Origin of the sequence: Acidovorax delafieldii (genome assembly GCF_007993815.1) — a bacterium.
GTDB classification, from domain to species: Bacteria; Pseudomonadota; Gammaproteobacteria; order Burkholderiales; family Burkholderiaceae_C; genus Acidovorax; species Acidovorax delafieldii.
Window position 1 is genome coordinate 360,459 of sequence record NZ_VJWE01000011.1, and the last position, 20,002, is coordinate 380,460.

The 20,002-nt window shown below is 66.2% G+C and carries 16 protein-coding genes; 5 read left to right on the forward strand and 11 right to left on the reverse strand.

The genetic code is table 11. The features are described 5' to 3' along the window. Position 1 precedes the first annotated feature (1 nt). From ATF69_RS04360 to ATF69_RS04370, 3 genes are all read left to right on the forward strand, one after another. Complete coding sequence (locus tag ATF69_RS04360; protein WP_146869997.1) at positions 2–1,858, forward strand: AMP-dependent synthetase/ligase; 1,857 nt, start codon at positions 2–4, stop codon at positions 1,856–1,858. Between the two features lie 119 nt (positions 1,859–1,977). Further along, positions 1,978–3,144 carry an ABC transporter substrate-binding protein gene (locus ATF69_RS04365; protein WP_057229165.1) on the forward strand — a complete coding sequence of 389 codons (1,167 nt, stop codon included), beginning with the start codon at positions 1,978–1,980 and terminating at the stop codon, positions 3,142–3,144. A gap of 127 nt (positions 3,145–3,271) precedes the next feature. Further along, positions 3,272–4,435, forward strand: coding sequence for an acyl-CoA dehydrogenase family protein (locus tag ATF69_RS04370; RefSeq protein WP_146869998.1), 1,164 nt, complete (start codon positions 3,272–3,274; stop codon positions 4,433–4,435). A 72-nt stretch (positions 4,436–4,507) separates the two neighbouring features. Here the strand turns inward: ATF69_RS04370 and ATF69_RS04375 are convergent, their stop codons facing one another. Beyond that, entirely contained in the window at positions 4,508–4,810 is a 303-nt protein-coding gene (locus ATF69_RS04375) for a hypothetical protein (RefSeq protein WP_225581100.1), read from the reverse strand. Positions 4,811–4,956: 146 nt separating this feature from the next. On the opposite strand from ATF69_RS04375, the gene ATF69_RS04380 reads away from it, so the two are divergent. Continuing rightward, positions 4,957–6,162: an acetyl-CoA C-acetyltransferase gene (locus ATF69_RS04380; protein WP_146869999.1), complete on the forward strand. Its 1,206-nt coding sequence runs from the start codon at positions 4,957–4,959 to the stop codon at positions 6,160–6,162. Positions 6,163–6,185: 23 nt separating this feature from the next. Continuing rightward, complete coding sequence (locus tag ATF69_RS04385) at positions 6,186–8,357, forward strand: 3-hydroxyacyl-CoA dehydrogenase NAD-binding domain-containing protein (RefSeq protein ID WP_146870000.1); 2,172 nt, start codon at positions 6,186–6,188, stop codon at positions 8,355–8,357. A gap of 97 nt (positions 8,358–8,454) precedes the next feature. Here ATF69_RS04385 and ATF69_RS04390 read toward each other — a convergent pair whose 3' ends face one another. The 10 genes from ATF69_RS04390 to ATF69_RS04435 form a co-directional block, all read right to left on the reverse strand. Beyond that, on the reverse strand, positions 8,455–9,090 hold the full coding sequence (locus ATF69_RS04390) for a LysE family translocator (protein ID WP_146870001.1): 636 nt from the start codon (positions 9,088–9,090) through the stop codon (positions 8,455–8,457). A gap of 250 nt (positions 9,091–9,340) precedes the next feature. After that, a complete protein-coding gene (locus ATF69_RS04395; protein WP_146870002.1) occupies positions 9,341–10,228 on the reverse strand; it encodes a beta-keto acid cleavage family enzyme in 888 nt (295 codons plus the stop codon). Between the two features lie 14 nt (positions 10,229–10,242). Beyond that, positions 10,243–11,415 carry an acyl-CoA dehydrogenase family protein gene (locus ATF69_RS04400; protein ID WP_146870003.1) on the reverse strand — a complete coding sequence of 391 codons (1,173 nt, stop codon included), beginning with the start codon at positions 11,413–11,415 and terminating at the stop codon, positions 10,243–10,245. Further along, positions 11,412–13,346, reverse strand: a complete 1,935-nt coding sequence (locus ATF69_RS04405) for an ATP-binding protein (protein WP_146870004.1) — start codon at positions 13,344–13,346, stop codon at positions 11,412–11,414. Before ATF69_RS04405 ends, ATF69_RS04400 begins: the two co-directional genes overlap by 4 nt. Positions 13,347–13,455: 109 nt before the next feature. After that, the gene (locus ATF69_RS04410) at positions 13,456–14,265 is read right to left on the reverse strand and encodes an enoyl-CoA hydratase/isomerase family protein (protein ID WP_146870005.1); all 810 of its coding nucleotides are present in this window, start codon (positions 14,263–14,265) and stop codon (positions 13,456–13,458) included. Position 14,266: 1 nt separating this feature from the next. Beyond that, entirely contained in the window at positions 14,267–15,445 is a 1,179-nt protein-coding gene (locus tag ATF69_RS04415; RefSeq protein ID WP_146870006.1) for an acyl-CoA dehydrogenase family protein, read from the reverse strand. A gap of 53 nt (positions 15,446–15,498) precedes the next feature. Then, complete coding sequence (locus tag ATF69_RS04420) at positions 15,499–16,629, reverse strand: DNA alkylation repair protein (protein WP_146870007.1); 1,131 nt, start codon at positions 16,627–16,629, stop codon at positions 15,499–15,501. A 23-nt stretch (positions 16,630–16,652) separates the two neighbouring features. Then, complete coding sequence (locus ATF69_RS04425) at positions 16,653–18,266, reverse strand: acyl-CoA carboxylase subunit beta (protein ID WP_146870008.1); 1,614 nt, start codon at positions 18,264–18,266, stop codon at positions 16,653–16,655. Further along, positions 18,263–19,192, reverse strand: a complete 930-nt coding sequence (locus ATF69_RS04430; protein ID WP_146870009.1) for an SDR family oxidoreductase — start codon at positions 19,190–19,192, stop codon at positions 18,263–18,265. Before ATF69_RS04430 ends, ATF69_RS04425 begins: the two co-directional genes overlap by 4 nt. Before the next feature lie 28 nt (positions 19,193–19,220). Then, positions 19,221–19,958 (reverse strand): TetR/AcrR family transcriptional regulator, encoded by a 738-nt coding sequence (locus tag ATF69_RS04435; protein ID WP_146870010.1) that lies wholly within the window; start codon positions 19,956–19,958, stop codon positions 19,221–19,223. Between the last annotated feature and the right edge of the window lie 44 nt (positions 19,959–20,002).

Genomic DNA, 20,002 nt, shown 5'->3' on the forward strand with positions numbered 1-20,002 from the left:
AATGTCTAACCTCTGGGACCTCGATCACATCCAGCCCGCAGGCACCGACGTGCTCGCGGGCGACACCATCGCCGCCATGTTCTGGAACGCCGTGGCCGAGCGCGGCCCGCGCGTGTGGATGCGCCAGAAGGAGCTGGGCATCTGGAAGAGCTGGACCTGGGACCAGACGGCCGAAGCCGTGCGGGAGATTGCGGGCGGCCTGATGTCGCTGGGGTTTGCGCCTGGCGAATGCGCATCCATCCTGTCCAACACCAACATCGAATGGGTGCTGGCCGATCTGGCCGTGCTGAGCTGCGGCGGCGTGGCCAACGGCATCTACCCCACCGACGCAGCGGCGCAGGTGCACTACCTGAGCGAAGACTCCCGCACCACCGTGCTGTTTGTGGAAGACGATGAACAGCTCGACAAGGCCCTGGAAGTGCGCAGCAGCCTGCCCCTGCTGCGCAAGGTGGTGGTGTTCGACATGGAAGGCCTGCGCAGCCTGAACGACCCCGATGTGCTGAGCCTTGCGGGCCTGCGCGAGCTGGGCAGGGCCTGGAATGCACAACACCCCGACGCGCTGATGCAGCGCGTCAAGGCCTGCCGACCCGAAGACTTGGCCATCCTGGTCTACACCTCGGGCACCACCGGCAAGCCCAAGGGTGCCATGCACACGCACGCCGCGCTCACCTACACCGTGCGCGGCTACAACACGCTGATCTCGCGCAGCGAGGCGGATGAGACCATGTGTTTTCTGCCCCTGTGCCACATCGCCGAGCGCATGGGGGGCGAATACTTCTCGCTCTACACCGGCGCGCGCCTGAACTTTGTGGAGAACCCCGACACCGTGCCCGAGAACGTGCGCGAGATCGCGCCCACGGTGTTCACCGCCGTGCCGCGGGTATGGGAGAAGTTCTATTCGGGCGTGATGATCGCACTCAAGGAATCCACACGCATGCAGCAGGCGGCCTATGCCTGGTCGATTGGCGTGGGCACCCGCATCGCAGATCGGGTGCTGGCCGGACAGCCGGTGGGCGGGATGCTGAAGGCGCAGTTCATGCTGGCGCGCTTTCTGGCGCTCAACAATGTGCGCAAGCTCATCGGCATCCACCGTGCGCGCTTTCTGGTCACGGGCGCAGCGCCCATTTCGCCCGATCTGGTGAAGTGGTATCTGGCGCTGGGCGTTCCCATGCTGGAGGTGTGGGGCATGACCGAGACCTGCGGCGCCTCTACTGGTGTGCCGGCCAGCCGCATCAAACCCGGCTCCATCGGCCCCGCGGCCAGCTACAACGAGGTGCGCATCGACCCCGCCACGGGCGAGATCCTGGTGCGTGGCCCCAATGTGTTCAAGGGCTACCTCAACCAGCCCGAGAAAACCGCTGAAACCATCGACCCCGAAGGTTGGCTGCACACGGGCGATGTGGGCCTGATCGACGCTGATGGCTACCTGCGCATCACCGACCGCATGAAGGACATCATCATCACGGCGGGCGGCAAGAACATCACGCCGAGCGAGCTGGAGAACGAACTCAAGTTCAGCCCCTACATCACCGATGCGGTGGTCATCGGCGACAAGCTGCCCTACCTCACGGTGATCATCATGATCGACCAGGAGAACGTGGAGAAGTACGCACAGGACAACGACGTGCCGTTCTCCAACTACGCCAGCCTGACCCGCACGCGCGAGGTGCAGGAGCTGATCCAGGCCGAGATTGACCGCGTCAATGCCAAGTTCGCCCGCGTGGAGCAGATCAAGAAGTTCTTCCTGCTCGACACCCAGCTCACGGCCGAGGATGAAGAGCTGACACCCACCATGAAGCTCAAGCGCAAGCTGGTGCAGCAGAAGTACGCACCGCAGATTGAGGCGATGTACCGGTAGGTGCGCACGTCACGCAACCACAGGCCACGCCCATCAGGATAGGGAAAGTGCTGGTGCCCCACCCCGGGCATCGTTCTATAACGAGCAACCGAGTTCGATCCAACCAAAGGAGACGTGCCATGAAACTTCATCACATTGCCGCGCTGGCCATCGTGGCCATGGCCGGAGGTGCTGCACAGGCGCAGCCCAGCCAGGGCGTGAGCAAGGACACCATCACGCTGGGTTCCATCCAGGATCTGTCCGGCCCGCTGGCGGGCTTTGGCAAGCAGGTGCGGCTGGGCATGATGCTGCGCGTGGACGAGGCCAACGAGCAAGGCGGCGTCAATGGCCGCAAGCTCGACCTGAAGGTGGAGGACTCGGGCTACGACCCCAAGAAAGCCGTGCTGGCCGCGCAAAAGCTCGTGAACCAGGACAAGATCTTCATGATGGTGGCGCACATCGGTACGGCGCAAAACCTGGCCGCCATGCCCGTGCAATTCAGCAAGAACGTGATCAACTTCTTCCCGGTGACGGCCGCGCGGGAAATGTACGAGCCCTTCCACAAGCTCAAGTATTCGTTTGCCGCCACCTACTACGACCAGATCCGCCTTGCCGCCCCCAAGCTCATCAAGGAAAAGGGCGCCAAGAAGATCTGCACCATCTACCAGGACGATGAATTTGGCCTGGAGGTGATGCGCGGGGGCGAGGCGGCACTCAAGTCCATGGGCATGGACTTCACCGAGAAGACCTCTTACAAGCGCGGCGCCACCGACTTCTCTTCACAGGTCGCCAAGATGAAGTCGTCCGAATGCGACTTCGTGATCCTGGGCACCATCATCCGCGAGACCATCGGCACGATTGGCGAGGCGCGCAAGACGGGCTTCAACCCCACCTTCCTGGGCTCCAGCGCCGCCTACACCGACCTCATCCACAAGCTGGGCGGCAAGCCCATGGACGGGCTGTACGCCACCATGACGGTGCAACACCCCTACCTGGATGAAGCCAGCCAGCCCATCCGTTTCTGGGCCAACAAGTACAAGACCAAGTTCAACGAAGACCCCACCGTGTTCTCGGTCTACGGCTACAACGCCATTGACGCCTTCATCAAGGCGGCCCAGAAGGCAGGTCCCAACCTGAGCACCGACAGCTTCATCAAGGCCATGGACACCATGGTGATTCCGCCCGACATGTTCGGCAGCGCCGAGGGCACCTTTGGGCCGCAAAAGCGCCTGGGCAGCGATCTTTCTCGCCTGTCGCAGATCACCGATGGCAAGTGGAAGGTGGTCTCCGACTACGTCAAGCCATGAGCGCCTGACCCGCCTCCTTCAAGCCGCCTTCGGGCGGCTTTTGCGTTTCAGGGGGTGCATCCGGGCTCAGTCGGTGGCAGAATTTAACCAAGCAGTAACTTTGCATAAATAACCTGGTTGCCCCACCATGATCGAACGCACCCTCTTCCAGCCCGACCACCAGGCCTTTGCCGACAGCTTTCGCCGCTTCATCGACAAGGAAGTGACGCCCCACCACGCCGCCTGGGAAGACCAGGGCTATGTGGCGCGCGAGGTGTGGAGCCAGGCGGGCGCCAACGGTTTTCTGTGCATGAGCCTGCCCGAGGAATACGGTGGCGCCGGGGCCGACAAGCTGTATTCGGTGGCGCAGATGGAAGAGCTGGCGCGTGCAGGCACCACCGGCATCGGCTTTGGTCTGCACAGCGAGATCGTGGCGCCGTACATCCTTCACTACGGCACTGAAGCCCAGAAACAGAAGTACCTGCCGCAGATGGCCAGCGGCGCCGTGGTGGGTGCCATCGCCATGAGCGAGCCGGCTGCGGGCAGCGACCTGCAAGGCATCAAGACCACGGCCATCAAAAGTGCGGACGGATCACACTATGTGCTGAACGGCAGCAAGACCTTCATCACCAACGGCTGGCATGCCGACCTGGTGATCGTGGTCGCCAAGACCGACCCGGCGGCCGGGGCCAAGGGCACCAGCCTGTTATTGGTGGAACGCGGCATGCCCGGTTTTGAAAAAGGCCAGCGCCTCAAGAAGATGGGCATGAAGGCGCAGGACACGTCTGAGCTGTTCTTCAACGACGTGCAGGTGCCTGTGGACAACCTGCTGGGCGGCCCCGCCATGGAAGGGCGCGGCTTTATCTGCCTGATGGAGCAGTTGCCGTGGGAGCGCCTGCAGATCGCCATCACCGCCGTGGCGGCCGCGCAGGCCGCCATCGACTGGACGGTGGACTACGTCAAGCAGCGCAAGGTCTTTGGCCAGAGCGTGGCGTCATTTCAGAACACCCGCCACACCCTGGCCGAGCTGCAAACGCAGGTGCAGGTGGCCCGCGTGTTCGTGGACAAATGCTGTGAGCTGATCGTGCGCGATCAGCTCGACACCGAAACCGCCAGCATGGCCAAGTACTGGACGACCGACCTGCAGTGCAAGGTGATGGACGAATGCGTGCAGCTGTTTGGAGGCTACGGCTACATGTGGGAATACCCCATCACCCGCGCCTATGCCGACGCACGCGTGCAGCGCATTTATGGCGGCACCAACGAGATCATGAAAGAAGTGATTGCACGGGCCATGGGCCTGGGCAAATAGCCGCATGCACCGCGCCATGAACAACGCAGTGCATGACGCCCTGCACCACGCCGCAGTGGACGCCGAATGCCGCTACAGGTACCAGGCGGCGCGGGCTTCTTCGGGGCTCAGCGGCGCACCGGGGCGGCGGTCGGTGACATTCAGCCAGGAGCGAACACCCTGGCTGCCACTCAGCGCGCGCATCAGCAGCAAGCCTGCGCCAATGCCGCGAATGGCCGCCGAGCTGCGGCTGGGCGCCATGAAGGCCGCCACCGCCAGCGCGCTGGAAGCGGCGAGAACCACATGGTGCTCCAGCGCAAACCCTTCGCGCGTGTCGTCGTATTCGATGGCGCTGCGAGCGATGCGCTGCAATGCAGGGGATGTATTTCGTTCCATAGCCAGAAATGTAGATACCAACCGCCGAAAGATAGTGCAAAAACCACTGCACCCGCGTCAGAAAGCACCTTGTAGTGGCGTGGGCCAGCCCAGCTGCTTCACCACGATACCCGCTTGAAGTTTAGAGAAACCACCGGAGACCATTCATGACCGAAGCCTATGTATTCGATGCGCTGCGCACCCCGCGCGGCAAGGGCAAGAAGGACGGCACCCTGCACGAGGTCAAGCCCATCGACCTGCTGGCAGGCCTGCTGACGGAGCTGCAAGCGCGCCACCGCTTCGACACGGCGGCGGTGGACGACGTGGTCATGGGCATCGTCTCGCCCGTGGGCGAACAGGGCTCGGTGCTGCCCAAGGTCGCGGCGCTCAAGGCCGGGTGGGACTTTCGCTGCGCGGGTGTGCAGGTCAACCGTTTCTGCGCCTCGGGCCTGGAAGCCGTGAACCTGGCCGCGCAAAAGGTGCGCAGCGGCTGGGAGGACCTGGTGGTGGCCGGCGGCGTGGAAAGCATGAGCCGCGTGCCCATTGGCTCCGACGGTGGCGCCTGGGCGCAAGACCCCGCCACCAACTCCGCCACGCTGTTCGTGCCCCAGGGCATCGGCGCCGACCTGATCGCCACGCTGGACGGCTACACCCGTGCCGATGTGGACGCCTTCGCGCTCGAATCGCAGCGCCGCGCCACCGCCGCGCGCGCAGCGGGCTACTTCAAGAATTCGGTCGTGCCCGTGCGCGACTTCATCGGCCAGACCATCCTGGAGGAAGACGAATTCATCAAGCCCAAGACCACGCTGGAAGGCCTGGGTGCGCTCAAGGCATCGTTCGAGCAACTGGGCGGCATGGGCTTTGATGCCGTGGCGCTGCAGCGCTACCCGCAGGTGGAGCGTATCCACCACGTTCACCACGCGGGCAACTCGTCGGGCATTGTGGACGGCGCCGCCGCCGTGCTCATCGGCAACGAGGCTGCCGCCAAGGCCCACGGCCTCACGCCGCGCGCACGCATCGTGGCCACGGCGCTCAGCGGCGCCGACCCCACCATCATGCTCACCGGCCCCGTGCCCGCTGCCAAGAAGGCGCTGGCCCGCGCGGGCATGACCATCGACCAGATCGACCTGTTCGAAGTGAACGAGGCCTTTGCCGCCGTGCCCATGCGATTCATGCGCGAGCTTGGCGTACCGCACGACAAGGTCAACGTGAACGGCGGCGCCATCGCCATGGGCCACCCGCTGGGCGCCACGGGCGCCATGATCCTCGGCACCCTGATTGACGAGCTGCACCGCCGGGGCCAGCGCTATGGCCTGGCCACGCTGTGCGTGGGCGGCGGTATGGGCATTGCCACCATCGTCGAGCGAATCTGATTGACTGGGAAGGAGACAAGAACATGCAAACCATCCGCTACGAACTCATCCCCGCCCAGGGCACCGAAGGCCAGGTCGCCGTCATCACGTTTGACGAAACCAATTCCCCCGTCAACACCATGTGCCGCCAGTGGCAGCAAGAGCTGGGCGAGGTCACCGCCCAGGTGCTGGGCGACCGCGAACGCCTGGGCACTGCGCTCAAAGGCATCGTGCTCGCATCGGCCAAGACCAGCTTTTTTGCGGGCGCCGACCTCAGGGCCACCATGCGCCTCACACCCGCCGATGCGCCCAACGTGTTTGGCGAGATCGAGCGCATGAAGAAGCACTTCCGCACGCTCGAAACGCTGGGTATCCCCGTGGTGGCCTGCCTCAATGGCGCAGCGCTGGGCGGTGGGTGGGAGGTGGCGCTGGTCGCCCACTACCGCATCGCCGTGGCCGACCCCAAGATCCAGTTCGGCCTGCCCGAAGTCACGCTGGGCCTGATGCCTGGCGCCAGCGGCGTGACCAAGATGACGCGCCTGCTGGGCCTGATGGGCGCGCAGCCCTACATCCTGGAGGGCAAGCTCTTCAACCCCGCCGAAGCGCTGGAGCTGCAACTGGTGCACGAGCTGGTGGCCACGCGGGAGCAGCTGCTGCCTGCAGCCCTGGCCCACATCGCCACCCACCCACACGCCGTGCAGCCGTGGGACGACAAGAACTACAAGATGCCCGGCGGCACACCCGCCAACCCCAAGATTGCAGGCGCCCTCACCGTCGCGCCCGCGATGCTCAAGAAGACCACGCGCGGCCGCTACCCCGCACCCGAGGCTGCGCTGGCCGCCATGGTCGAAGGCGCCATGGTGGACTACGACACCGCCCTGCGCATCGAAAGCCGCTACCTCGCCCGCCTGATGACCGGCCCCGTGGCGCGCAACATGATCAACACGTTCTTCTTCGACATGAACGCGATCAAGAGCGGCAAGTCGCGCCCGGGCTCGGCACCACGCTACAAACCCCAAAAGGTCGGCATCCTGGGCGCCGGCATGATGGGCGCTGGCATCGCCTGGGCCCAGGCCAGCCGGGGCATCGCTACCGTGCTCAAGGACGTGAGCGCGGAGAAGGCCGAGGCCGGCAAGGCCTACAGCGCCAAACTCACCCAGGCCCGCGTGGACAAGGGCCACATGACGGCCGATGCGCAGCAGGCACTGCTGGACCGCATCACGCCCACCGCCAGCGCGGCCGATCTGACAGGCTGCGACCTCATCATCGAAGCCGTGTTTGAAAGCCGCGACCTCAAGGCCAAGGTCACACAAGAAGCCGAGCCGCAACTCGCGCCCGGCGGCTTCTTTGCCAGCAACACCTCCACCCTGCCCATCAGTGGCCTGGCCACGGCCAGCAGCAAGCCCGAGAAGTTTGTCGGCATCCACTTCTTCAGCCCCGTGGACAAGATGAAGCTGGTGGAAATCATCCGCGGCAAACAAACGGATGACGAAACCGTGGCCCGCGCCTTCGACTACGTGCAGGCCCTGGGCAAGGTGCCCATCGTGGTCAACGACTCACGCGGCTTCTACACCAGCCGCACTTTCGGCACCTTTGTGATGGAAGGCGCCGCCATGCTGGGCGAAGGCATCCCCGCCGCCGCCATTGAAAACGCCGCCATGCAGGCGGGCCTGCCCGTGGGCCCGCTGGCCGTGCTGGATGAAACCGCGCTGACCCTGAGCGTGCACGTGCTGGACCAGACCCGCGCCGACTACGCCGCCGAAGGCCAGACCTACACCGCCACACCCGGCGAGCTGCTGGTGGAGCGCATGGTCAAGGAACTGAAGCGCCCCGGCCGCGCGGGTGGTGGCGGCTTTTACGACTACCCCGCAGGCGCCAAGAAGCACCTGTGGCCGGAGCTGAAACCTCTGTTCGAAAAGCCCGGCGTGGAATGGAGCGTGCAGGAGATCCAGGACCGTTTGCTCTACCGCCAAGCCATCGAAACCGCGCGCTGTCTGGCCGAGGGCGTACTGACCAGCGTGCATGACGCGAACATCGGGTCGATTTTTGGGATTGGGTTTCCGGCGTGGACGGGAGGGGCCGCGCAGTTCATCTACGGAACTGGCATCGGCACCTTCGCCGCGAAGGCCAAGGAACTGGCTGGACGCCACGGCCCGGGTTTTGAGATCACCGAGCCAGTGCGAGCCGTGATCGAGAAATTCAAATCGTCCTACTGAAGGACTAGCGGTGTAGGGTCGCCATTCACTCGGTGACCTCACCCCTAGGCTCCCGCCAGAGCCCAGAGCGTATTACGGCGAGATCTTCGCTCGGTGCCTAACGTACCGCAATCATCCGAACACCCAGCGCGACGAACACGGTACCGGCCAGGCGGTCGAGCCATTTGCCCACCTTCGGCTTGCGGTTGATCCACCCGCCGACGCTGCCGGAGAAGTAGCCGAGGAGGCCAAACAGCACAGCCGCCTGCGCAGTGAACAGCAGGCCCAGCAGCCCTAGTTGCAACTCCATGCTGCCGCGCGACGCATCAACGAACTGGGGCAGGAACGACAGGAAGAACAGCACAACCTTGGGGTTGATCGCGTTGGCGACCAAACCCTTGGAGAAGGTGTGGCGCAGCGAATCGACCGGTGCCGGACTGTTGCTGCTTCCCTCAATGCGTACAGCGCCTGCGTGGCGCAGGGCCTGGATGCCGAGCCAGATCAGGTACGCACCGCCCGCCCATTTCAGCGCGGTGAAGGCCAGGGGCGATGCGGCCAGGATGGCGCCCACGCCGACGACCGCCAGCACAGTGTGGCTAAGGCAGCCCAGCGCGCAGCCCAATCCAAACACGATGCCAGAGCGTCGCCCTTTGGACATACCGACGCTCAGCACCATGAGGTTGTCGGGGCCGGGCGTGGCGGTCAGCATCACGGCGGTGAGCAGAAAGGCAAGAATTTGGGTGGTGGTCAACATGGGCCGGGTTTGCTAGCCCAGGCGTCGCGAAGAGACGGGGATGCCCGGAGCGGAAGGACTCTGTGCAGTAGCACCGCCGAAGCTGACCTGGCGATGCAATTGCTATCTTATTAATAGCTATTGGCGCTTATTGAACAAGCACCTGAAAGCGAAATCACCCTAATTCTAGGAGATGTGAAGGCGCACACCGTGTACCTCACGCTCCGGCGCGAGTAGCTGCACATCACGCCCGAGGGGCAAGCCCACAGACCTAAGAGACCTTCAGCCCCAACATCCCCCGCGCCTCCTGCGGCGAAGCCACCTCCCGCCCCGCGTTGCGCGCGTACTCCGCCAGCTTCTCAATCAGCGGCCCGTTCGAATCCGCCTTGGTCCCATCCGGCAGATAGAACGTGTCTTCCAGCCCCGTGCGCAGGTGCCCACCCAGCTCAGCCACGCGCTGATGCACGGGCCAGATCTCGCTGCGGCCGATGACGGTGGCTTGCCAGGGGGCGTCCTTGATTTTCAGCTTGAGCAGGATGGGCAGCAGGTCCGGGTCCGCAGGCATGCCGGATTCGACGCCCATCACAAAGTTGTATTCGGGCAGGCGCTCGGTGTACATGCCGGTCTGCACATACATCTCCACGCAGCGCACGATGCCCACGTCGAAGCATTCGAACTCGGGCAGCGTGCCGGTTTCCAGCATCACGTCGATGAAGTCCTTGACCTTGGCGGGCTGGTTGTCGAACAGCATGGGCGGCCAGGCCCAGGTGCCGTTGCTGCGCACCTTCAGGTAGTTGAGCGAGCCAGCGTTGCACGCTGCCATCTCGGGTCGAGTGGCGCGCAGGCAGTCGAGCGGGCCCTGGTAATTGGGGCCGACCACGCCGGTGGTCTGGTTGATGATCAGGCCGGGGCAGGCCTCGCGCATGGCCTGCACGCAGTCGCGCGCCACCTGAGGGTCCCAGCTGGGCAGGTGGCCCTTGCCGGGCTCTTGGTCGCGAAAGTGCACGTGGACCACGGCGGCGCCTGCGTCGCAGGCGCGGCGGGCCTCTTGGGCCAGCTGCTCGGGCGTGACGGGCACATGGTGCTGGCCGGGGTCCGTCAGCACGCCGGTGATGGCGCAGGTGATGATGGCTTTGTTGCCGTGGTCGGTGGTGTGCATGATGCCTGTCTCCTTCAAATGCCGAGCTGGCGTGCAGCCAGGTCCTTCATGATTTCTTCCGCACCGCCGCCGATCATCATGACCTTGACCTCGCGGTAGATGCGCTCGCTGACGGTGCCACGCATGAAGCCCATGCCGCCCAGGATCTGCACGGCTTGGTCGGCGCAGAACTGCATGGTTTGGGTGGCGTGGTTCTTGAGCAGGCACACACTCGCTACCCATTCCGGTCCGGTGCGGCCCGCGTCGGCCTGCGCGGCCACGGACTCGCACCACGCGGCGGTGGACTGGATGCGCATCTGCATGTCCACCAGCTTGTGGCGGATGACCTGGTGTTCCACCAGCGCGGCGCCAAAGGTCTTGCGCTGGCGGGCCCAGGCCAGGGCCTCGTCGTAGCAGGCCTCGGCAAAGCCCAGGGCCGACGCGGCGAGGCCAAAGCGCTCGCCGTTGAAGTTGGCCATGATGATGCGAAAGCCCGCGCCCTCTTCGCCCAGCAGGTAGCGGGCGGGCACGCGCACGTTGTCAAAGCGCAGGTGGGCGGTGTCGGAGCAGAGCCAGCCCATCTTGTCGAGCTTGCTGCGCGACAGGCCTGCGCTGTGGCCGGGGATGAGCAGCATGGAGATGCCGCCACTGCCCTTGCTTCCAGCCTCTCCCGTTCTGACAGCGACCGTGATCCAGTCCGCACGCATGCCGGAGGTGATGAACACCTTTTCGCCGTTGACGATGTACTCATCGCCCTCGCGCCGCGCTGTGGTCTTGAGTTGGGCCACGTCGGACCCGCCACCGGGTTCGGTGATCGCCAGTGCGGCAATCTGCTCGCCCGCCAGCACCGGTGGAATGACCTCGGCACGCACCGCGTCGCTGCCATGGGCCAACACGGGCGGCAGGCCGATGTTGTGCGACAGCAAGCTGGCCAGCACACCGCCGCTGGCACCGTGGCGGCTGAGCGCGCGCCACAGCGGCAGGCGCAGCAGGTAGCTGGCGGGTGTGCCGCCGTACTGCTCTGGGTAGCCCAGGCCCAGCAGGCCCAGGTCGGCCGCGCGGCGGTACAGGCTGCGGGGGAATTCACCGGCGGCATCCCACGCGTCCACATGCGGCGCGATCTCGGTGCGGGCAAAGCGGGTGACGGTGTCGGTGAGGGCGGTGCGGTCTTCGTCGCTCACAGGGGTTGCGTCGGATGTGGCGGTCATGCGGGCGCTCCTTGCGTGGCGGGTGCAAAGCGGGCCAGCACCTGGCCGGGCGACACCTGCTGGCCGGGGGCCACCAGCAGCTCGGCCACGGTGGCGGCGGCGGGGCTGGCCAGGCTGTGTTCGAGCTTCATGGATTCGATGACCACCACCGTATCGCCCGCCGCCAGCGCCTGGCCTGCTGCCACAGGCAGCGCAACCACCTTGCCGTTGAAGGGGGCGCGCAACTCCGTCGCACCGCCCGCCGCACCCGCGCGCGCAGCGGGCTCCCACGATGCGTCTTCCACCCAGCCGTCCACGCCGCCGGTTTGCCAGTGCCAGCGCCGGGGGCCCACCGCCACGCAATGCACACCGCGCTGGGGCAGCTGCAAAGTCACAGGCTCTGCCCCGGCCTGTTCCACCAGCAGCCGCCCACCGCCCAGCTCGCGCACGGCGACGGAGTGCACCTCGCCCTGGTGGCGCAGCCGCAGGGGCCTGGCCATCGCACAAGGCAGGTCCGACGGCGTATTTGAAGCAAAAATGGCCGATAGCGCCGAAGGAATATGCACTAATAGCTCATTATTTAATAGCAACCGCTGCAGCTCCTGGGCATGCTCCGCCAGGAACGGCACCAGCGCATGGCCGCTGGCAAACACGGGGTGCTGCAGGCAGGCCGCCAGAAACGCGCGGTTGGTGGACAGGCCCAGCACGCGGGTGCCCTGCAGCGCACGCACCAGCGCGGCGATGGCCTCGGCCCGCGTGGGCGCGTGCACGATGAGCTTGCCCAGCATGGCGTCGTAGTGGGGTGTGACTTCGGCGCCCTCTTCCAGCGCATGGTCAAAGCGCAGCGCGCCCGGCGCAGCCCGTTCAAACGCGGTGGCCGGTGGCGCGCTGAACTGCAGCACGCGGCCGGTGTGGGGACGGAAGTGCGCGTCTTCGGCACACAGGCGCACTTCGATGGCGTGGCCTTGCAGATGCACCTCATCTTGCGTGAGCGGCAGCGGCTCGCCACGTGCCACGCGGATTTGCCATTCCACCAGGTCCAGCCCCGTGAGCGCTTCGGTCACCGGGTGCTCCACCTGCAGGCGGGTGTTCATCTCCATCAAGAAGAATTCAGCCCCATCCAGAAGGAATTCCACCGTGCCCGCACCCACATAGCCAGCGGCCTGTGCCAGCGCCACGGCGCAGGCACCCATGCGCTCGCGCAGCGCGGCGTCCACGGCGGGGCTGGGGGACTCTTCGATGATCTTCTGGTGGCGGCGCTGTACCGAGCAATCGCGCTCGCCCAGGTGGATGCATCCGCCGTGAGCGTCGGCAAAGATCTGCACCTCCACATGGCGCGGCTGCAACAGTGCGCGTTCGATGAGCAGGTCGCTACAGCCAAAGCCCGCTAGCGCCTCCGACCGGGCACTGGCCAGTGCGGCGGGCAACTGCGCCAGGTCGGTGACGAGGCGCATGCCGCGCCCTCCCCCACCCGCCACGGCCTTGACCATAAGGGGCGTGCCGATGCGCGCAGCCTCGGCGGCAAAGCGTTCATCGCTCTGGTCGTCGCCGGAGTACCCGGGCAAGCAGGGCACGCCGTGCGCATGGGCCAGGGCCTTGGCTCCCGCCTTGCTGCCCAATGTGCGGATGGCGGCGGGCGGCGGGCCAATCCAGGTCAGGCCCGCATCGACCACGGCCCGCGCGAAGTCGGCGTTCTCGCTGAGGAAGCCATAGCCGGGGTGCACGGCATCGGCGCCGGTGGCACGGGCGGCGGCCAGCAGCTTGTCGGTGCGCAGGTAGGTGTCGGCGCTGGCCGCGCCACCCAGCGCCACGGCCTGGTTGGCTTCACGCACGTGCAGGGCGTTGGTATCGGGGTCGGAGTAAACCGCGACGGTTTCGATGCCCATGCGGTGGGCGGTGTGAATCACCCGGCGAGTGATCTCGCCGCGATTGGCGATCAGTATCTTTTTCATAGGCTGTGCCCTCGCGGCTCCATCGCCCGCCAGCACGCTGCGCGTGCACGGGCAATCTGCTTCGCCATGCCTGCGGCATGAACAGCCCGATTGGCAATGAGGATTTTCTTCATGAGTTCGCACTCCACGGCGGCGCCTTGCGCGCAGCAAACGCTGCCAGCCCTTGCGGCGCCTCGGGGCCACGCAGCGCTTGCGCAAAGGCGAGGGCGGCGTCATCGAGCAGCGCGGGCAACGCCGTCTCGGGCTGTGCCAGCAACAAACGTTTGGTGGCGGCCACTGCCTGCGGCGCTGCGGCAGCGTGGCGTGCAATGGCGGCCTGCAAAGCAGCATTCATGTCGCCCTCCACCAGGTCATCGACCAGGCCCAAGCGCTGGGCGGCAGCGGCATCCCAGCGCTCGCCGGTCAGCAAACACCGCCGCGCAGCAGACGGGCCAAGGCGCCGCACCACAAAGGGCGCGATCTGCGCAGGCACGATGCCCAGCGTGACCTCGGGCGTGGCGAACTGCGCGCTGGTGTGGGCCAGCACATGGTCGGCGCAGCACACCAGACCAAAGCCGCCACCCATGGCCGCCCCTTCCACCGCCACGATGAGCCACTGCGGCAGCGCGCACAGGGCCTGCAGCAGCGTGCCGAATCGGCGGTTCAGCGGTACCAGCGGGTCAGCCTCGCCCTCAGCCAGGGGCTGGCCAATGGTCTTGGCAAAGCCGCCCAGGCTGCCACCCGCGCAGAAATGCCCACCGGCACCCCGCAGCACCACGCCGCGCAGGTCGGCATCGGCCGCAGCCCGCTCACACGCGGCTAGCAGGGCGTCCACCATGGCTTCTGACAGCGCATTGCGGCTGGCCGGGTCATCGAGCGTCCAGGTTTCCACACAGCCGCAGGCCAGCGGCGCGCGGTCGATCAACAGCGAATCGGCCATGTCAGTGCGCGGGCCGCTTGGCGATGCCCATGAGCTTTGCGAGGATGCCCAGCATCACTTCGTCCGCCCCGCCGCCGATGGACGCCAGCCGCCCGTCGCGGTACATGCGCGAGACCTTGTTCTCCAGCGTGAAGCCCATGCCGCCCCAGAACTGCAGGCAGGTGTCGGGCACCTCGCGGTTCAGGCGGCCAGCCTTGAGCTTGGCCATGCTGGCCAGCTCCAGCACGTCCTGCCCGTTCACGTACAGGTCGCAGGCGCGGTAGGTGAGTGCACGCAGCGCTTCGACCTCGGTCTTGAGTTCGGCCAGCTTGAACTGCACCCACTGCTGGTCGGCCAGCGTGGCGCCAAACAGCTTGCGCTCCTGCGCGTAGTCGATGGTCCACTGGATGCAGTTGGTCAGCGATTCGAGCGTGCTGGCGGCGCACCACAGGCGCTCTTCCTGGAACTGCTGCATCTGGTAGATGAAGCCCTGCCCCTCCGCACCGATGCGGTAGCGCTGCGGCACACGCACCTCGTCAAAGTAGATCAAGCCGGTGTCGCTGCTGTGCATGCCGATCTTGCGGATCTTCTGCGCCACCTCGATGCCCTTGGTGAGCTTGCCGCCGGGCCCGTCGCGCATGGGCACCATCACCAGGCTCTTGTTCTTGTGCACAGGGCCTTCGCCCGTGTTCACCAGCATGCACATCCAGTCGGCCTGCAGGCTGTTGGTGATCCACATCTTCTGGCCGGTGATCACGTAGTCGTCGCCGTCCTTGCGCGCCACGCTCTTGATGCCCGACACATCGCTGCCCGCCGCAGGCTCGCTCACGCCGATGCAGCCCACCATGTCGCCCGCAATCGCAGGGGCCAGAAAGTTGCGCTTGAGTTCTTCGCTACCGTAGCGCGCCAGCGCCGGGGTGCACATGTCGGTCTGCACACCAATGGCCATGGGCACGCCGCCGCAGTGGATGTGGCCCAGTGCCTCGGCCATGGCCAGGCTGTACGAATAGTCCAGCCCCTGACCGCCGTATTCCTCCGGCTTGCACAAGCCCAGCAGGCCCAGGTTGCCCATCTTCTTGAAGACCTCGTGCGCGGGGAAGATCTCGGCCGCTTCCCACTCGTCCACGTGGGGGTTGATCTCTTCGTCGATGAAACGCTTGAGGGTCTTCTGGATCTCGCGGTGCTCGTGTGTGAACTGCATGGTGCTTGTCTCCTGCTGTTGCGTTTGTATGTTTGTCTGCCTGCAAACCTCGATCACGAAAGCTGAAACTGCCCCAGCGGCTGTGGCCGCCCGTTGAGCACCAGCTCCACCTGGTGCGCGCCGGGGTAGTGGGTGCGTGTGGTCATCTGCTGCAGCGACAGCGTCTTGCCCACCGCCACGGTGGCGCCGGGGGCGATGTCCAGCGTCTGCAGCTTGAACACCTTGGGCGCCGCGCCGCCGTGGGCCTTGACGTAGTGCACCTTCAGGTCCGCAAGCACGCGCTGGGGCAGGGGTGTGGGGTTGTGCAGTTCGGCCTCGATGCGCACCTTGTCGCCGATACGTGCGCGGGCGGGAAGCACGCGCGCGGACCGCACGTCCAGCGCCACGGCATGGCCCACGCCCAGGGCATCGAGCGCAGCGGCGTCGCCGCGTTTGATGAGAAAGCGCAGGCCGTGACGCACCAGGGCCTCGCGCGGGGCGGGTGCGCCCTGCAGCCAGGTGCGCGCGGTGCCTACGGCGAGGTCGGAGTGGTCCTTGGCGATATCGCCCAGGTGGTTGGCCACGGAGCGACGCACGTACGACGATGGGTCGTCCTTGAGTGCATCGAGCAATGGCAGGGCCAGTTGCGGGTTGTTCTGGAATGCAGGCAAACGCGGCGCCCAGGGCAGGCGGGGCCGCGTGCCTTCGCTCACCAGGCGGCGCACATGGGCGTTGTCATCCTGCGCCCAGTCGCGCAGCCGCGCTAGCGTGGCGCCCTGGTGGTGCAGCAGGTAGGGGCGGATGCAGAACTCGGCGGTAAAGCGCTGGGTGAGTGCATGCTGCGCAGCCATCGCTGCCTCGAAATGCTGCAGGCCGTGTGCGCCGATGTACATGCTGTGCGGCAGGTACAGGAAGGCGCTGTACGGGCGGTCACCCGCATCGGGCTCACCCGCCGCATCGAGGCCCATGGGTGGGTCCATCGAATCGACCAGCACACCCAGCGCGCGTGGCACGTCTTGCGGCAGGTGGGTCTGCAGGGCCTGCGCAATGCGCTGACCGCGCGCCATCAACTCCAGCGATTCGTAGCCGGGCTCGATCTGGCGCAAGAAGGCTTTTGAGTCGAAGGACCGCCACGCGCGCCGCACCATGGCCGCAATGCGCGGCGGCACGGTGTCGTTCAGCAGGTGTTTGAGAGGCTCGGCCATTGTGGAAGTTGCGCGCGAAGCGCTTACATCCGCGCCACGCCAAAGCTCAAGGGCCGCAGCGTGCGGGCCTGTGCCTCGGCGCAGGTGTCCAGGCAAAACGCCAGAACGGCGCGCGTGTCGCGCGGGTCGATCACACCGTCGTCCAGCAGCAGGCCGCTGGTGTAGAACGCATCGGCCTGGGCCTCGAACATGGCGACGATCTTGTCGAACTGGGCTTGCGACTCGGCCGGGTCGGGCGTGATGCCTTTGCGCGCCAGCGCCGCCTCGGTCACGATCTGCATGGTGCGCGCGGCCTGCTCGCCGCCCATCACCGCCGTCTTGGCACCCGGCCAGCTGAACAGGAAGCGCGGCGCATAACCCCGCCCGCACATGCCGTAGTTGCCCGCGCCAAAGCTGGCGCCGCACTGGATGGTGATCTGCGGCACGGTGGCGTTGGTCACGGCCTGGATCATCTTGCTGCCGTGTTTGATCATGCCGCCCTGCTCGCTGTCCTTGCCCACCATGTAGCCCGTGGTGTTCTGCAGGTAGATGATGGGGTGGCCCAGCTGGCACATCCACTGGATGAAGTGCGTGGCCTTGTTGGCGCCCGCCACGTCGATGGGGCCGTTGTTGCCAATGAAGCCCACGGCATGGCCGCCAATGCGGCCTTGCGCGCACAGGGTGGCCATGCCGTAGCGGGCCTTGAACTCCAGCAGCTCCGAGCCATCGACCAGCCGCGCCATCACCTCGCGCATGTCCACGGGCTGGCGCAGGTCGGCAGACATCAGGGACAGCAGGTCCTCGGCGGGCAAGGTGGGCCCGGGTGCGCTGGGTCGCGGCGCTACGCCCCACCCCAACTGCGCCACCACATCGCGCGCCAGGCCGATGGCCTCACGGTCGTCCTGCGCCAGGTATTCACCCAGACCCGAGACGGCGGTATGCATCTCGGCACCGCCCAGTTCCTCTTCCGTCGCAATCTCGCCCGTCGCAGCCATGAGCAGCGGCGGCCCGGCCAGAAAGGCGCGCGAGCGGCCCTGCACCATGATCACCACATCCGACAAGCCGGGCATGTAGGCGCCGCCCGCGGTGCCCGAGCCGTGCTGCACAGTGATCACCGGAATGCCCGCCGCCGACAGCCGCGCAAGGTTGCGGAACAGCGTGCCACCGTGCACGAAGCCCTCCACCCGGTAGCGCATGAGGTTGGCGCCCGCGCTCTCCACCAGGTGGATGAACGGCAAGCGGTTTTGCAGCGCGATTTCCTGCACGCGCAAGATCTTTTCCAGGCCCATGGGCTGGATGGCGCCGGCCTCGATGCCCGAATCGCTGGCCACCACCATGCAACGCACGCCACTGACAAAGCCGATGCCCGCGACCATGCCGCCACCGGGCACGGACTTCTCGGGGTCCTTCACGTCCTGCAGGTAGCCCGCCAGGGTGCACAGCGGCAGCCAGGGTGCACCCGCATCCAGCAGCAGCGCCACCCGCTGGCGCGGCAGCAGCTGGCCGCGTTTTTCAAACTGGGGGAGCGAGCGGGCCGAGGCGGCGGCGGCACGCTCTTCCAACGCGCGCAGGGCATGAAGGCGGACCTGCAGCGCCGCGCGGCGCTGGGTGGATTCGGCGCTGCCTGGGTTGAATCGGGAAGTGAAGACGGCGGTCATGCGGCCTCGGTCTTGGGGGTATGGGAAGGTGCAAACACCTGCGGCACCTGCGCGCGGTGAAAGCCGTCAAACGGCCGCACGGCCGGGTGTGCTGCGGCGGTGGCACCAGGCGGGCGCTGCGGCCAGCCCATGCGCACCTGGGGCCGTGCGCCGTCCACCCGCAGCGTGGCGCCGCTGATGAAGCTGGCTGCCGGGCTGAGCAAAAAGGTGATGGCCGCCGACACCTCGGCCTCGTTGCCAAAGCGCCCGAGCGGCACCGTGCGCGGCATGGCACGCAGCATGTCTGCCGCCTCGGGCGGGTAGTTGTCCATGCCGCTGGAGGCGATGTAGCCCGGCGCCACGGCGTTCACGCGCACACCGCTGTGTGCCCATTCCAGCGCAGCGGTTTCGGTGAAGCTGACCATGCCCGCACGGGCAGCGCCACTGTGCCCCATGCCAGGCATGGAGCCCCACATGTCGGCCACGATGTTGACTACTGAGCCGCCGTGCTGCGCCATCCACTGCCGGTAGCACTCTCGCGCCATCAAAAAGCCGCCGGTGAGGTTGGTGTGCAGCACGGCCTCCCAGCCCTTGGCGCTGATGGATTCGAGCGGCGACATGAACTGCCCGCCCGCGTTGTTGACCAGCGCATCGATGCGCCCCTGCGCAGCAAGGACCTGCTGCACCAGCGCGACCACGGCTTCTTCAGAGCGGATGTCGCACACCTGGCACGACACGTGGCCGCCATCGGCGGTGATCTCTTCGGCCACGGCCAGCAGCTTTTCTGGCTTTCGCCCCACCAGCACCACATGCGCGCCCAGGTGCGCCAGTTCGTGTGCCGTGCACCGGCCAATGCCGGACCCACCGCCGGTGACCACCACCACCTGGCCCAGGAACAGGCCCGGAGCAAACACAGACTGGTAGGCGTTGCGCGCAGTGGGGGCCATGGTGACTCTGCCTTGATGGGGTTGTTTGTTATGAACGGATAAACAAGGCGAGTGCCTCGTCGGTGAGCGCGTCGAGCGACTTGCCCTTCTTGGGCGAGAACCATTGCACCGCCCAGTTGAGCGCCCCAAAGATGAACAGCCGCGCCACACCGGGCTCAGCCTGCAGCGCACGCTGCTTTGCCAGCGCTTCCAGCACAGGCATCCAGGTGGCCTCGTAGCTGTCCTTGATGCGGGCAATGCCCTTGCGCTGCGCAGGCGTGAGCGAGCGCCATTCGTAGAGCATCACCGGGATGAAGCTGCTGCGGGGCCCGAGCAGGATCTCGAAATGGTGGCGAATGAGCGTGCGCAGCTGCTCGCGCGGTGTGGCCGTGGCGGGTAGTGCATCGAGTGCCTGCTGCTGGCTTTGCGTGGCCATGGTCATGCCTTCGCTCATCACGGCGTAGAGCAGCGCGCTTTTGCTTTCGAAGTGGTAGAAGGGCGAGCCACTGTGCATGCCTGCCGCCGCAGCAATGTCGCGCGTGCTGGTGGCGGCAAAGCCCTGGGTGCGAAAGAGCTTGGCCGCGCCGTCCATGAGCTTGCGACGGCGGTTGCCGTCGTCGAGTTCTTCGGCGGTCTTGCGGGGGCGGCCGCGGGGGCGGCGGGTGGGGGTTGCCTCTGCAGCGACTGCGTTGGCGTCGGAGGAAGCTACCGCCTTGCTGCCAGTGCGGGCCGGTGGTTTCTTGGGAGCGGGGGCGATGGCGCTGGTGCGCGGCACGGGTGAATCCATGCAGGCACGATAGCAAAACTGTTTATTTTTAGCAAGCAAGTGCT